The following is a 13,859-nucleotide window of genomic DNA, read 5'->3' as shown; positions in this document are numbered from 1 at the left end:
TCACTCCCGATTAACGTTCAGCCAGAGAAACGCTTGCATTGAAGCGGTTCATAACAAAAGAAATGGACATGTTAACGACAAAATAAACCGCCATTGTCATAAATACGATCTCGATCGCCTGACCTGTTTGGTTAAGTGTCGTGCCAACAAATACGGTGAATAGATCGGGATAGCCTATCGCTGTTGCCAGAGTCGAGTTTTTAACTAGGCTCTGATACTCACTGTTAAGCAGAGGCACAATAACGCGCATGGCTTGAGGAACAACGATCAACTTCATGATCTTGCTCTCTTTTAACCCGATACTACGTGCAGCTTCTGTTTGACCGTGAGGTACTGCTTGAACACCCGCCCTTACTGCTTCCGCAATAAATGCTCCGGTATAAACCGTAAGTGCTAAGGCAAGTGCCATCAGTTCAGGAATAACCGTTACACCACCTCGGAAGTTAAAGCCTTTAAGCTCAGGGAAGTCCCAAGTGAACGGTACGCCTGCTGCAAATAGGGCAACAAGAGGTAAAACAAACAGAATAGCCAAACTAGCTTGTAATACTGGGAACTGCTGGCCGGTGTCATCTTGACGTTTCTTAGCCCAACGCTTGAGGATAAAGATAGAGGCAATGGCAGCAGCAATCGCAGCATAAACAATACCTGCACCACTTTCAGCATTTAGTCCTGGGAAGTAGAGGCCGCGAACGTTTAAGAAGATCACTTCCCCAAGGCTCAAGCTTTGACGAGCGCTTGGTAGTGCTGCCAATACCGCGAAATACCAGAAGAAAATCTGAAGTAGTAGTGGGATGTTTCGGAAAGTTTCTACATAAGCGACAGCCAGCTTTCTGATCAGTAAGTTATGAGAGAAATGAGCAACCCCCATAATAAAGCCAACGATTGTCGAGAGAATGATCCCGATTGTCGAAACAAGAATGGTATTTAATAAACCGACAATAAATGTACGACCATAAGTATGCGTTGCATCGTATGGCACCAACGACATTAGAATATCGAATCCGGCAGTCGTAAACAGGAAGTCATAACCGCTTTTGATACCGCGGGCTTCTAAGTTAGCCAGCGTGTTAGAAATAATACCGTAAAAGAAATACCCCAAACCTGCTAGCAACAGCAGCTGGTAAATAATTGAACGGTTTCTAGGGTTGTTGAAGAAGGAGGGTGATGACGTCACCTGTGGCTTTTCAGACATAATTAAGCACTTATCTTCAGAAGGTTATAAGTAAAAATAGCAGAGGGGCATGAAAAATGCCCCTCTGTTTGGTCCTTCCTTAGCGTACTGGTGAAGAGTACATGATACCGCCTTGGTTCCACTGGGCGTTTAGACCACGGGAAATTTTAAGCGGAGAACCCTGACCTACATTGCGCTCAAAGCTTTCAGCGTAGTTACCTACTTGCTTCACAATGTTGTATGCCCAATCAGCAGGGATGCCAAGTTTTTGACCTGCATCGCCTTCAGAACCCATTAGGCGTTTCTGAGAAGGATTACCTTCTGTTTTCGCTTTATCAGCAGAAGCACTGTCGATTTTTAGGAATTCAGCTTCAACCATCGCCATTAGAGACCAGCGAACCACGTTAAACCATGCATCGTCACCTTGACGAACAACAGGGCCTAGCGGTTCTTTAGAGATAACTTCTGGCAGTACCATCGCTGCTGAAGGATCTTTGAGGCCTATACGTAGAGCGTATAATTGAGATTGGTCTGATGTTAGGACGTCACAACGACCGCTTTCGAAACCAGAGCGTGTTTGGTCAGAAGTATCGAATGTGATTGCTTTGTAGCTGATGCCGTTGGCACGGAAGTAGTCTGCTAGGTTAAGTTCAGTTGTTGTACCTGCTTGGATACATACAGCTGCACCGTCTAGTTCTAGAGCACTTTTTACGCCAAGGTCTTTAGAAACCATGAAGCCTTGACCGTCATAATAGTTTACGCCAGCAAAGTTAAGACCCAGAGAGGTATCACGTGTGTGAGTCCAAGTAGTGTTACGAGATAGAATATCGATTTCACCAGACTGAAGTGCAGTGAAACGCTCTTTAGCTGTAAGAGGCTTGTATTGAACTTTGCTTGCGTCACCTAGAACAGCAGCAGCAACAGAACGACATACGTCTACATCAAGACCGCTCCAAGTACCGTTCTCATCTTTCTGAGAGAAACCTGCAAGGCCAGTACTTACCCCGCAAGATACGCTGCCTCTTTTTTGAACATCTTCTAAAGTGCCTGCTTGAGCACCAAACGCTAAACCAAGTGCCATACCTGTAGCAACAACCGAGGTAAGTAATTTCATTCTGTTTCTCCATCCTTTCTGAGGCTTTTATACGCCGCAAAACCGTCTTGTTTTTGTTATTTGTTGTAGTAAGCGTAGGTTATTTATTTAGTTCCTAACAAACTTAGAAGAATACATCGAAAATGGTAGTAAAATTAGACTTTAGTTGTAGTTAGGCTCTAGGCCTTTGGTGGTAAGGGCTAGAGCGTGTTTCGCTAGCTTCTAATGTTGTAAAAAAAAGTTCATAAAATGGATAAAGTAGCAAATAATAAATTTATTTCTGATTGCTTGATCAAAAATGTTATGAGGGTTGAATAAAAATGTTAGTCCGATGAGTGGGTTAAACTCCGCGGAATAGCAGTGTTGAATGATGTGGAATCTTTGTGCTCTAGAGGGAGTGGAAATGCTTTGTTTTTTACCTTTTTCGGGGTATAAATGCGACCAAAATTTAAGGCCTGCGAAGTTAGGTTTATACTCTAAATTAATGTAGTGCGTTTAGCGGTGCTACCCCTTTTTTCGTTAGTTAGCGAGTAAAGCAAGTGACAACGTCTTTAAAAGAAAATTTATACAAAGAAACACTCCATAAAGGTTACGGTCAGGAATTTGATGTAGAGGAAGTGTTGTTCGAGCAACAAACGGATTCTTGGCATCTAATTATTTTCCGTAATCCCGTTTATGGCACTGTTATGGCGTTGGACGGGATTATTCAAACTACGGAAAGAGATGAATTTGTTTACCATGAAATGCTAACGCATGTGCCAATTCTGGCTCATGGGAATGCAAAAAGAGTTTTGATTATCGGTGGTGGCGATGGTGGCATTCTGCGTGAAGTATGTCGTCACCAGTCAGTTGAACATGTTACTCAAGTAGAAATCGATCAAGCCGTAATCGATATGTGTAAAACATATCTTCCAAATCACTCTGCAGGTGCTTTTGAAGATCCACGTGCCAATATCGTGATCGCCGATGGCGTTGAATACGTTAATCAAACCGACGAAAAGTTTGACGTAATCATCTCCGATTGCACTGACCCTGTAGGCCCAGGTGAAGTGCTATTCTCGAGTCGTTTTTACGAAGGGTGTAAGAACTTGCTGACAGAGGGTGGTGTTTTTGTCGCACAGAACGGTGTGCCTTTCCTACAACAAGATGAAGTGATTACTACGCGTCGTCGTTTAAGCCCGTACTTCAAAGACCAATCGTTCTACACCGCGGCTGTACCTACCTATATCGGTGGAGTGATGACGTTGGCGTGGGGTTCAGATAATGAGTCATTACGAACGATCGATTTGGCAGAGTTGCAGAAGCGCTTTGATAACAGCGGAATCGAAACTCGTTACTACAACCCTCAAATGCACTTAGGTTGCTTTGGCTTACCGCAATATTTATTAAATGCTTTAAAAGAGGCATGATGACGAACGGTACTATCTAGTTCACTTACTAGTTAAAATAGTTATCTAGTCTACTCGATAGCCGGTTGCCTTCAGGTGAACCGGCTTTTTATTTTCTATCAGCCAGGAAAGGGACAGATCAGCTTATGCCGCAGTTCGATCAATATATTCGCCTTTCTGGATTTTATTTCTTCTATTTCGCCTTATTAGGTGCTTTGGTTCCCTACTGGAGCCTTTATCTCAAATCATTTCAGTTTGATGCCCAGACCATAGGTTCACTAATGGCTTTGCTGCAATTATCTAGAATTGTAGCGCCGAATTTGTGGGGGTGGATGGCTGACAAAAGCGGCAAACGTGTCGAGATAGTTCGGTTTGGTGCGTTAATGACCTGCATTATGTTTGTCGGTATCTTCTGGCAAACAACTGCCATTGGGATAGGCTTAGTAATGTTAGGCTTTAGCTTCTTCTGGAATGCGGTTCTTCCCCAATTTGAAGTGATAACCCTAAGTCAGCTTGGCAAAGACAAAGCTCGATATAGCCGCATAAGACTGTGGGGTTCGATCGGATTTATTGTAACAGTCGCAGGCCTTGGCGCTTTACTTGATTATATTGATATTCGTTGGTTGCCTTGGATTCTCTTCGGGTTAATGATCCTGATCTGGCTGAATACGCTGTTTATCCCTCCAACCACTGCTCAATCAGATGCGGCCCAAATATCAGCGGATAATCGTAGTTTTATGCAGTTGTTGCTACGTCCGCAGGTAATGGTCTTTTTTATTATTTGCTTCTTAGTTCAATTCGGACACGGGGCTTACTACACCTTTTACAGCGTTTTGATGGTCGATGTAGGATTTAGTCGATCAGAAGTAGGGTTGCTTTGGGCTGTAGGTGTTATCGCAGAAGTGATCATCTTTATTTATATGCATTGGGTGATACAGCGATGGGGCATACGTAATATCATGTTAGTCAGCTTGCTGCTTTGTGTAGTGCGCTGGTGGCTGATAGGCCTAGTCCCAGAAAACTTATGGATTATGCTATTTGCCCAAACGCTTCACGCAGCAACATTCGGCACACTTCACGCCGTTGGCATTGCTTTAGTTCATCAATACTTTACCGAGAAAACTCATGGGCAGGGACAAGCCTTATTCTCTAGCGTAGGATTTGGCTTGGGCGGCGCACTTGGTGCTTATGTCAGTGGCTTGTTATGGGATGATTTTGGTTCTTTCACCACTTTCTATGTATCTGCTTTGGCTAGTCTGATTGCAGTTGTCTTGGCTTTTGTTTGGATTTTTCCTCAGCAATTTCGAGATAAATAGGTTTACTTATTTATCTGATTCGTTTTTGGTATTTTCCTTAAAGAGGGAAGTTTAGTACCTATAGCCACGATGCCTTTATCGCAGTTAAGAACGTTAGTTACATTTCGAGTTAATGATCCTCTAGTGTTCAAAGAATTAATGCATAAAGTATCGAACTCAGCTTTATCTAACTTCGTTATCAATTTTTCCTGAACAATGTTTAATCCCACGTAGATATCTGGGTGAGTTGGGCTGTTGGGGAACTTAATTTGATAGGCTTGAGAGGAAATATCTTTTAAATGCTCAATTGTTATTCCTCCTTCCCCATCAAATAAATAAGCCAACAACTTGTAAGCAAAGTAACCCGGTTTTGTTTTGTTATTTTTATCAAATAACGGGACTTTTCGATTGCCCCAAGTGGTTGTCATTAATTCTCCTAAACCAAACCAGAGGCAGAAAGGTGAGCCCGTACTCAATAGATGGAGGTTTCTATTTAGTACTGCATAAAAATGATCTTGGTTGTTGTAGCTATCGCTGTAGTCCAAAGAAGGGCCGCCACATTCGGTTGAGACTATTTTCTGGATTGGCAGGTTTGTTTCGTTAGCGATTAGCTGAATGCGTTTTTTATCTCTTTGGTAGGGGCCGTAAAGATGAGCATCAGCTAGATCATATTTGGCTTTGGATAAAACTTCTCTAACATGACCGTTGAGGATACTCTTTATCCCCACGGATTGAGCTTCTTGAGGGCGTATTAAGGTTTGAGATTTATTGGACCATCGTTGTTGAACTTGGAAGTTAGCTAAGCCTTCAGCCAGTAGAATTGTATCTAAGTTAAACGAAGCGATACCTCCAAGAACAAAGGCTGCTTCGGGATCACTTGCCTTCACAGCAACGTAGGCGGTATTGATATATTGAATCAGTGAGTTAGTCGAATCGGCCCAGCCGCCAGAGCGGTTTTTATTGCTGATCCATTCATTCGCAACCTGATAAAACTTTACTGGTCGCAGAAGTTTAGGTGCATCATTTTGGCCATCAAAATTGTATCGATCGACAACTTGAGTCACAAATTGGTGCCAATCATTTAAGTCTTTAGGTGACCCGTTTTTAACCTGTTGGCTATTCGCTTTAGTAGCCCAAGTTGCATTGGATTCCAGTGTTAAGAACGGTTGGATGTTGTAGCGCTGCAAAGTTGCAATACGTTGATCGAGTCCTGCCCAGTTAAAGGTGTTTTTGTGCGGTTGTATATGCTTCCAAGAAACACTTAGGCGAACTATCCCAATGCCCGCATCCTTGATTAGATAGTAATGAGCTGGGTCGGAACCGGGGAAAGCAAGGCCTAAAGAGTAGCTTAAGGGGACTTTGAGCTTTTTGAGGTCAATGGGCTCCGCTCTAATAGAGCTAAGCGGAGCTAACCAAGCAAATATGACGCAAAGATATGTGATTTTTTTAAAGTGCACTTAATGGAATCCATTCCGTTGACTAGATCTTGATAGCGAATATACAGCAGCCTATTAACCGTTAGTAGTTGGTTTTAATCTCAATTAAGTATTGTTCTTTGATTGCTGTTTTCTACATGAAAGCATCAGCGCCCAAAACTCTGAAAAGTCATTAACGACAACATCAGGTTTATAAGGGTAGCGTTCATTGCCAGGAAATATTTTGTTTAGCCAGGGCTGATCCCACTGAGCGCCGTTAAAGAATACGCTGGTGATACCTGCTGACTTAGCGGCAATTACATCAGTTGTGCTGTCTCCTACGTACCAGATGTCCAAGCCTAGATCACAATTTAGATTGTCTGCGGCTTTTAGAATCTGGTCAGTGTGAGGCTTACGTTGAACTGTATCATCACCACAAATTTCGGTATCAAATAAGTGTGCCCAGCCATCATCGACGGTATTGAGTTCGTGAATAAAGAATTCGCGATCGCGATTGGTGATGACGCCAACGGTCAATCCCAGTTTTCTCAGGCCTTCTAGCATATTCCGAACTTTGGGTTCAAAGGGCAGGGCTGTTCCGTAATATTTGCGGTAATGCTCAGTAAAACCTTTGTGAGCGAGTTTCTTAGCAACCTCGTTATCTGCAAAAAGGATCTCGAAGATGTCGGTTCTGGATATCTTGCGGTCGAGTTTTATTTTGGGATGTAGGCTTAGATTCTCACGGACATAATCGACTAGGCGTTGATCATCGGGGGATTTACACTTTGCAGAATCTACTAAATGTTCAAGCAGGCCCATATTGCGGAGGTCTTTGAGCATATCGTCCACCGCGTGATACATTGCATCAAGGGTATCTACTAGGGTGGCATGCCAATCAAATAGAACAACTTTAGGGTAGGTTAGATTCACGACAGCAGGGTGCCAGTCAGGTTCTTCCCTTTGTGGTTGAGGTTTTCTTGGTGGAAGGCGAGGAGGTCGTTGCTGTATTAATTCTGGGGTGGTAATGCCATTACGGCTTTGCAAAACGAGATCTAGTAACTCGTCAAAATCATCAATGATAATATCTGGGTCATATTGGTGGTGGGCCGATTCAGCAAAGACTTGTTCAAACCAGTGAGGGCTCCATAAGGCACCGTTATAAAAGACCCTTGTTACACCAGCTTTGGTAGCTGTCATCATATCGGTAACGCTATCGCCTACATACCAGAGATGCTGGTCGGCGAGCTCATCGACTGATTTACTCGCCTGAATCATCGAGCTAGGCGCGGGTTTATAGTGCAGCATCTCATCGCCGCAAAGTGTGACATCAAATAACTCTTTCCAACGGCCATTTTCAACAGCCTCTAATTCGGGTTCTAGAAATTCACGGCTACGGTTGGTAACAACACCGATCTTAATACCTAATTTCTTTAGATAAGTAAGGTACTCATACATGCCTGCTTGGAAAGGCTTTACGCTGCCGTAGTGGTTTCGATAGCAGTCATTGTAAGCTTTGTGCGCTATGGCATTGGCTTTGTCGTTATCACCAAACAAAACCTCAAATACATCGGTTCTGGATATACGTTGTTCTGCTAAAACTCGTGGATGCAGATGTCGATAGATACGGATATAACGGATGAGCTTTTCGTCATCTTCGGTTTTGGCTTTCTCTTCGGGCAGAATGTGTCGGGTGAGATTTAGCTCGTCTAATTGAGCAAGCATCTCTTCGATGGCTTGATACATTGCGCCGTGGGTATCGACAAGGGTGCCATGCCAGTCAAACAGCATGAGCTTAGGGTAGGGGAGTACAACGGTATCCATATCTGATCTCCTCAGCCAAAATTGAGGGTGGCATAGAAATCAGTATAGACAGGATATTGATTGGGGAACCTACGAACAAGTCCAATACGACCCAGGCTTACAGTGAAATTGAAGCACGAGGCAATGATTACAGGCATGCTGGTGGCCTGTCGAAAATCATTAACAAAGTGATTCAGTTGCTCTGTAAGCCCCGTTGGGTGGGTTCTAAAACGACCATCTACTTTATTAGTCGACTTGAAAAGGTCTAGACATTTCACTGCGCCGACTTTCGCGTATCTGGTCGTTTTATAATCCACTGGGAAAGTATGAGAATTCTTCGCAGGTTCCTACAGAAAAAGCCCTCAGTAGATTTTCTCTATTGAGGGCTTTTCGCTATTTCTGCAGGGGTGTTTTATACCGCTAGAAGCAGTTTCTCTAGCTTGATCTGATCGGCTGCGAAGCTGCGGATACCTTGAGCTAGCTTCTCTGTAGCCATGGCATCTTCGTTCATCATCCAGCGGAATTCTGCTTCATTCAAAGAAAGTTTACCTTGCTCGGAAGCTGCGGATTCAGGTGCAAGTTTAGTTGGCAGCTCATCAGTGCTGTCCTCTAATTCTTGCATTAGGGCTGGAGCGATTGTTAAACGATCACAACCAGCTAACTCTTGGATCTCGCCAATGTTACGGAAGCTCGCACCCATTACGATGGTGTTGTAGCCATTCGCTTTATAGTAGTTGTAGATACTCGTTACTGATTGAACGCCTGGGTCGTTAGCACCCGTAAAGTCGCCTTCTTCGTTCGCTTTAAACCAGTCAAGAATACGGCCTACGAAAGGAGATATTAGGTAAACGCCAGCATCTGCGCATGCTGCTGCTTGGGCAAAGCTAAATAGCAGAGTTAGGTTACAGTTAATACCTTCTTGCTCAAGCTGACGTGCTGCTTGAATTCCTTCCCAAGTAGAAGCAATCTTAATCAGGATGCGGTCTTTAGAGATACCCGCTTCTTCATAAAGGCCGATCAACTTACGTGCACGTTCCAATGTTGCTTGCGTATCAAACGATAAACGTGCATCAACTTCTGTCGAGATGCGACCTGGAATGATATTTAGAATTTCACGACCGATCTCTACCGCAAGGCGATCAGTCATGTTGTCCAGTACTTCTTGCTCGCTACCGCCTTTTTCAGTCGCCCAGCGCTTAGCTGTCTCTAATATAGCGCTGTACTGTGGAAGCTCAGCGGCTTTTAGCAGTAAAGATGGGTTAGTGGTCGCATCAACAGGTTTAAAGCGAGCAATGGCTTCGATATCACCGGTATCAGCAACAACAGTAGTAATTTCTTTTAGCTTTTCTAACTGACTTGTCATCTTTCTAGTAGTCCATTCTAATCTGGTACACGTTCCAGTGCTTCAAAGAGTACATCAATTGAAGCGCCAGGTTTATGCGCATTTTCGCTAATAAAGCGGCGGAATTGTTTACCGCCGCGTTGCGCGTGAAATAGCCCAAGCATATGCCGCGTGATGTGGTGCAGCGAAACACCTTCTGCTAACTGTTCTTGAATATACGGCACCATCGCTAGAGCAGCCCCTTTACGGCTGATCTTCTCATCAGGGCAGTTGTATAACTCGTTATCTACATCTGCCAAAAGATAAGGATTTTGATAGGCTTCGCGGCCTAGCATTACACCATCAACATGTTGCAAATGTGTGTGACACTCTTCGAGAGTCTTGATGCCACCATTGATATGCACTTCTAGATCAGGGAATTCCTGTTTTATTTGGTAAACCCAGTCGTATTTCAATGGCGGAATATCACGGTTCTCTTTTGGGCTTAGGCCCTGAAGAATCGCTTTGCGCGCATGGATAATAAATACATTACATCCACTGCCACGCACTGTCTCTACAAAACTGAGTAGCTCTTCATAGCTATCCATATCGTCGATACCAAGACGGTGTTTTACTGTAACAGGGATCTTTACTGCAGCTTGCATCGTTTCTAAACACTCAGCGACTAACTGCGGATGAGCCATTAAGCAGGCTCCGATCATATTGTTTTGAACACGATCGCTAGGACAGCCAACATTAAGATTCACCTCATTGTAACCATAATCCTCAGCCATCTTGGTACATTGGGCTAAATCGGCTGGGTTGCTGCCACCTAACTGCAATGCAACAGGTTGTTCCTGCGTGTTATAACGCAAAAATCTATCTGCTTCGGCATGGATCAAAGCACCGGTTGTCACCATCTCGGTATATAAAACCGCTTGGCGGCTTAAAATGCGGTGAAAATAACGGCAGTGGCGGTCCGTCCAGTCCATCATTGGTGCAACGGTAAAACGACGGTTTAGGTTATCTGTTGTAGAGGTCATTAAATGTGTAGATACAATCAAAATCGAAGAACAGAGGCGATTATATACTGTCTACCGATTTTGCGCTGCACATAGGTGGATTTTGTCCAACTATTTGTACGGAATCCAATGTAGAAGTGATAGCCTTAGCTTCTAAAGCTAGGCGATAAATTTAGGGAAATGACTTTACCATGAGCGATAAACCACAGGGTGCGACTGCCAAGAATACGGGTCTAAAGCGTTTTTATTATGCTTCTATCTATTCATGGCAGGGCCTTAAGGCCGCTTACATTCAAGAGCCCGCTTTTCGCTATGAGGTTTGGGGGAGTGCAGTGCTTATTCCTCTATCTTTTTTTGTGGCGCAAAGCCCTATGCAATTGGCGGCGTTAATCTGTACTTGCTTATTGGTGTTAGCTTTTGAACTGGTCAACAGCGCCATTGAAGCGGTAGTCGATCGTGCGGGCACTGAGTTTCATGAGTTAGCTGGGCTTGCCAAAGATTTAGGTTCTGCCGTCGTGATGGTCGCACTGATTATGGGTGGTCTGATCTGGGGGGCTGTTCTTTGGGAAAACTATTTATAGTTTCTCTCCTATTATCTATCGCCTAATTGATTTCTTAGTGGCTCGAAAAGGGCCGCTAAGTATATAATTGCCGCTATTCATTTTTATCAGATTTCCAAGGACACCAATGACGACCGTTCGTACCCGTGTTGCACCTTCTCCAACAGGTGACCCTCATGTAGGCACAGCCTATATCGCATTGTTCAATCTAGCCTTTGCTCGTCAGCATGGCGGTCAGTTTATCTTGCGTATCGAAGATACTGACCAAACACGTAGTACGGATGAATCTGAACAAAAGATTCTAGACTCCCTACGTTGGTTAGGGTTGGAATGGGATGAAGGTCCAGATGTGGGTGGTCCTCACGGTCCTTACCGTCAAAGCGAGCGTAAAGCTGACTATGCAAAATACGCGATGCAGTTGGTCGAAGAAGGCAAAGCGTTCCTTTGCTACCGTACATCTGAAGAGTTGGATGAGTTACGTACTGCTCGTCGCGCTGCTGGTGGTCACACTGCACTTAAGCAAAGCGATCTTGCCCTTCCTGAAGAGGAAGTAGAAAAGCGTAAAGCAGCGGGCGCACCTTATGTTGTGCGTATGGTTGTACCTGAAGGTGAAGGTGCCTGTGAAGTTGACGATATGCTTCGTGGTACCATTGAGTTGGAATGGGGCATGGTTGATGCTCAAATTCTGCTTAAATCTGATGGTATGCCGACTTACCACTTAGCAAACGTTGTAGATGATCACCTAATGGAGATCACGCACGTTATCCGTGGTGAAGAGTGGATCAACTCAGCGCCTAAGCATAAGTTGCTTTACGAATACTTTGGTTGGGATATGCCGAAGCTATGCCACATGCCGCTTCTTCGTAACCCGGACAAATCTAAGCTATCTAAGCGTAAGAACCCTACGAGTATTCTTTACTATCAGCGTATGGGCTTCTTGCCTGAAGCATTGTTGAATTACCTTGCTCGCATGGGTTGGTCTATGCCGGATGAGAGCGAGAAATTCACACGTCAGCAGATGTTCGATAACTTCGACATTCAGCGTGTATCTCTTGGTGGTCCAATCTTTGATCAGGAAAAGCTAAGCTGGTTGAACGGTCTATGGTTGCGTGAAGACCTAGACCCAGCGCAATTTGCAGCTAAGTATCAGGAGTGGGCACTAAACCCTGAATACCTGATGCAGATTGTACCGTTGATTCAACAGCGTGTTGAAAAACTGTCTGACGTAGCTCCACTTGCGAGCTTCTTCCTATCTGGCATGTTGGATATCACAGAAGAAGATTTTGCGCATAAATCATTAGAACTTGATGATATCCGCAAAATGCTACAGTACTCAGTATGGTTGCTAGATACAGAAACTCAGTGGAATAAAGATCGTCTATTCGGTCAGCTTAAACAGCTTGCAGAAGCAATGGATTATAAAATCCGTGACTTCCTATTCCCATTGTTTATTGCGGTAGCCGGTACTAACCAGACTGTATCTGTGATGGATTCGATGGCGATTCTAGGCCCAGATATGACACGTGCTCGTTTACGTCATGCGGTTAATGTTCTTGGCGGTCCTTCTAAGAAAGAAGCGAAACGTTGGGAAAAAGAATACCGTGCACTAAGTGCGCAGATCGAAGGTTAATAGACTTACTCTGTAAGCGTAGAAGTCGGTGAAACCAGTTTGGTTCAGCCGACTTCAGTTTTCTTTACGCTTTTTCCTGTTTTTCCAACAGTTAGCTTACTTTAAGAGTTTCAATCTTTCTTGACTCTGTTTTTTGGGCTAATTACTATAGCCACACTTCATATATGGGGCCTTAGCTCAGCTGGGAGAGCGGTTCGCTGGCAGCGAACAGGTCAGGAGTTCGATCCTCCTAGGCTCCACCATCACGCCGACAGGTCAGCGGTTCGATCCCGCTAGGCTCCAGATTATTTATTTGTCCCCCAGTTCATCACTGTATATCACCATCCTATTTCTGCCGCTATTCTTAGCCGCATATAATGCGATATCTGCTTTATTGAGGATATCTTCAAAGCTCATTTCTAAGCCAGGTTTGTTCTCTGCTACACCTAAACTGATGGTGTAATGGATCTGCGTGCCATCGCACTTTGGTAAGTTATTTTGTATCTCATCATTTAAGCGCTCAACTATGGGGCCTACTTGGTCCTGTTGGGTGTTACTTAGATAAATACAAAATTCTTCACCGCCCAGTCGTCCAGCGATATCACAATCTCTTGTGACTTTTTTTAGTACGGTTCCAAAAGATTTGAGGACGGTATCACCGGCTGCGTGGCCATATTTATCATTAATCTTTTTGAAAAAATCCAGATCGATGATGACTACGCTGTACGCTTCCTTAGTTCGCATTGCTAGGCGATGAAGTAAACCGCAGGATTTAAACAATGAACGGCGATTGTATAGGCCAGTTAGGTCATCGTAGGTTGCTAGCTTATTCATCTCTTCTTCGAGTTTATCCAAATCAAGAAGAAGACCGAGAAGATACCAGGAGACAACTGGAGCGATAATCAGGGGAATTATTGCAGCCCTCAACATGCTTTGTGTTAAAGGTGTTTGATAATTGAAAATATAAGAGATCAATAAATTTAAAATGACAGCCATCACGACAGAGATCGCAGTAATAATCAGCATTAGTTTGACTCGGCCTAAGCGTCTGACTACTAATCGCATTTACCTTCCTTATACAATCAAAAAAAGATGTGGCTTATTAACATCGTAGTAACTGAATACTACAGGGTATATACGTAAATATACGCAGACTATGGGGTCTTTTAGAATGAATTTTATTGA

General features: G+C 43.9%; 11 protein-coding genes and 1 tRNA gene. 5 read left to right on the top strand and 7 right to left on the bottom strand.

From position 1 onward, the window contains the following. Window positions 1–10: 10 nt before the first annotated feature. Both ACMXYU_RS10570 and ACMXYU_RS10565 read right to left on the bottom strand, forming a co-directional pair. On the bottom strand, window positions 11–1,192 hold the full coding sequence (locus ACMXYU_RS10570; RefSeq protein ID WP_415898614.1) for an amino acid ABC transporter permease: 1,182 nt from the start codon (window positions 1,190–1,192) through the stop codon (window positions 11–13). A 79-nt stretch (window positions 1,193–1,271) separates the two neighbouring features. Next, window positions 1,272–2,285 (bottom strand): amino acid ABC transporter substrate-binding protein, encoded by a 1,014-nt coding sequence (locus ACMXYU_RS10565; protein WP_415884114.1) that lies wholly within the window; start codon window positions 2,283–2,285, stop codon window positions 1,272–1,274. Between the two features lie 518 nt (window positions 2,286–2,803). Between ACMXYU_RS10565 and speE the strand changes: the two genes are divergently transcribed. Then, window positions 2,804–3,673, top strand: coding sequence for a polyamine aminopropyltransferase (gene speE / locus ACMXYU_RS10560; RefSeq protein ID WP_415898613.1), 870 nt, complete (start codon window positions 2,804–2,806; stop codon window positions 3,671–3,673). A gap of 65 nt (window positions 3,674–3,738) precedes the next feature. Further along, complete coding sequence (locus ACMXYU_RS10555) at window positions 3,739–4,968, top strand: MFS transporter (protein ID WP_415898612.1); 1,230 nt, start codon at window positions 3,739–3,741, stop codon at window positions 4,966–4,968. Between the two features lie 2 nt (window positions 4,969–4,970). Here ACMXYU_RS10555 and ACMXYU_RS10550 read toward each other — a convergent pair whose 3' ends face one another. The 4 genes from ACMXYU_RS10550 to dusA all read right to left on the bottom strand — a co-directional run bounded on the left by ACMXYU_RS10550 (window position 4,971) and on the right by dusA (window position 10,526). Further along, the gene (locus ACMXYU_RS10550; RefSeq protein WP_415898611.1) at window positions 4,971–6,404 is read right to left on the bottom strand and encodes a beta-galactosidase; all 1,434 of its coding nucleotides are present in this window, start codon (window positions 6,402–6,404) and stop codon (window positions 4,971–4,973) included. A gap of 84 nt (window positions 6,405–6,488) precedes the next feature. Next, window positions 6,489–8,183: an HAD family hydrolase gene (locus tag ACMXYU_RS10545; RefSeq protein ID WP_415898610.1), complete on the bottom strand. Its 1,695-nt coding sequence runs from the start codon at window positions 8,181–8,183 to the stop codon at window positions 6,489–6,491. A 391-nt stretch (window positions 8,184–8,574) separates the two neighbouring features. After that, window positions 8,575–9,525, bottom strand: a complete 951-nt coding sequence (gene tal / locus ACMXYU_RS10540; protein ID WP_415898609.1) for a transaldolase — start codon at window positions 9,523–9,525, stop codon at window positions 8,575–8,577. A gap of 17 nt (window positions 9,526–9,542) precedes the next feature. Continuing rightward, window positions 9,543–10,526 carry a tRNA dihydrouridine(20/20a) synthase DusA gene (dusA, locus tag ACMXYU_RS10535; RefSeq protein WP_415898608.1) on the bottom strand — a complete coding sequence of 328 codons (984 nt, stop codon included), beginning with the start codon at window positions 10,524–10,526 and terminating at the stop codon, window positions 9,543–9,545. 170 nt (window positions 10,527–10,696) lie between these two features. On the opposite strand from dusA, the gene ACMXYU_RS10530 reads away from it, so the two are divergent. The 3 genes from ACMXYU_RS10530 to ACMXYU_RS10520 all read left to right on the top strand — a co-directional run bounded on the left by ACMXYU_RS10530 (window position 10,697) and on the right by ACMXYU_RS10520 (window position 12,937). After that, entirely contained in the window at window positions 10,697–11,086 is a 390-nt protein-coding gene (locus ACMXYU_RS10530) for a diacylglycerol kinase (RefSeq protein ID WP_415898607.1), read from the top strand. 106 nt (window positions 11,087–11,192) lie between these two features. Further along, on the top strand, window positions 11,193–12,695 hold the full coding sequence (gltX, locus tag ACMXYU_RS10525; RefSeq protein ID WP_415898606.1) for a glutamate--tRNA ligase: 1,503 nt from the start codon (window positions 11,193–11,195) through the stop codon (window positions 12,693–12,695). A gap of 166 nt (window positions 12,696–12,861) precedes the next feature. Further along, a tRNA-Ala gene (locus ACMXYU_RS10520) sits at window positions 12,862–12,937 on the top strand. Window positions 12,938–12,983: 46 nt separating this feature from the next. Here the strand turns inward: ACMXYU_RS10520 and ACMXYU_RS10515 are convergent. Continuing rightward, complete coding sequence (locus tag ACMXYU_RS10515; protein ID WP_415898605.1) at window positions 12,984–13,739, bottom strand: diguanylate cyclase; 756 nt, start codon at window positions 13,737–13,739, stop codon at window positions 12,984–12,986. Between the last annotated feature and the right edge of the window lie 120 nt (window positions 13,740–13,859).

The organism is Neptuniibacter sp. QD48_11, assembly GCF_047778095.1.
Lineage (GTDB): Bacteria > Pseudomonadota > Gammaproteobacteria > Pseudomonadales > Balneatricaceae > Neptuniibacter.
Note: the sequence above shows the minus strand (reverse complement) of the source record. Positions and strands in the feature narration are given on the sequence as shown.

Coding starts and splice junctions, on each gene's coding strand:
- ACMXYU_RS10570 (WP_415898614.1), bottom strand. CDS start 1,192: ATGTCTGAAAAGCCACAGGTGACGTCATCACCCTCCTTCTTCAACAAC.
- ACMXYU_RS10565 (WP_415884114.1), bottom strand. CDS start 2,285: ATGAAATTACTTACCTCGGTTGTTGCTACAGGTATGGCACTTGGTTTA.
- ACMXYU_RS10545 (WP_415898610.1), bottom strand. CDS start 8,183: ATGGATACCGTTGTACTCCCCTACCCTAAGCTCATGCTGTTTGACTGG.
- tal (WP_415898609.1), bottom strand. CDS start 9,525: ATGACAAGTCAGTTAGAAAAGCTAAAAGAAATTACTACTGTTGTTGCT.
- dusA (WP_415898608.1), bottom strand. CDS start 10,526: ATGACCTCTACAACAGATAACCTAAACCGTCGTTTTACCGTTGCACCA.
- ACMXYU_RS10530 (WP_415898607.1), top strand. CDS start 10,697: ATGAGCGATAAACCACAGGGTGCGACTGCCAAGAATACGGGTCTAAAG.
- gltX (WP_415898606.1), top strand. CDS start 11,193: ATGACGACCGTTCGTACCCGTGTTGCACCTTCTCCAACAGGTGACCCT.
- ACMXYU_RS10515 (WP_415898605.1), bottom strand. CDS start 13,739: ATGCGATTAGTAGTCAGACGCTTAGGCCGAGTCAAACTAATGCTGATT.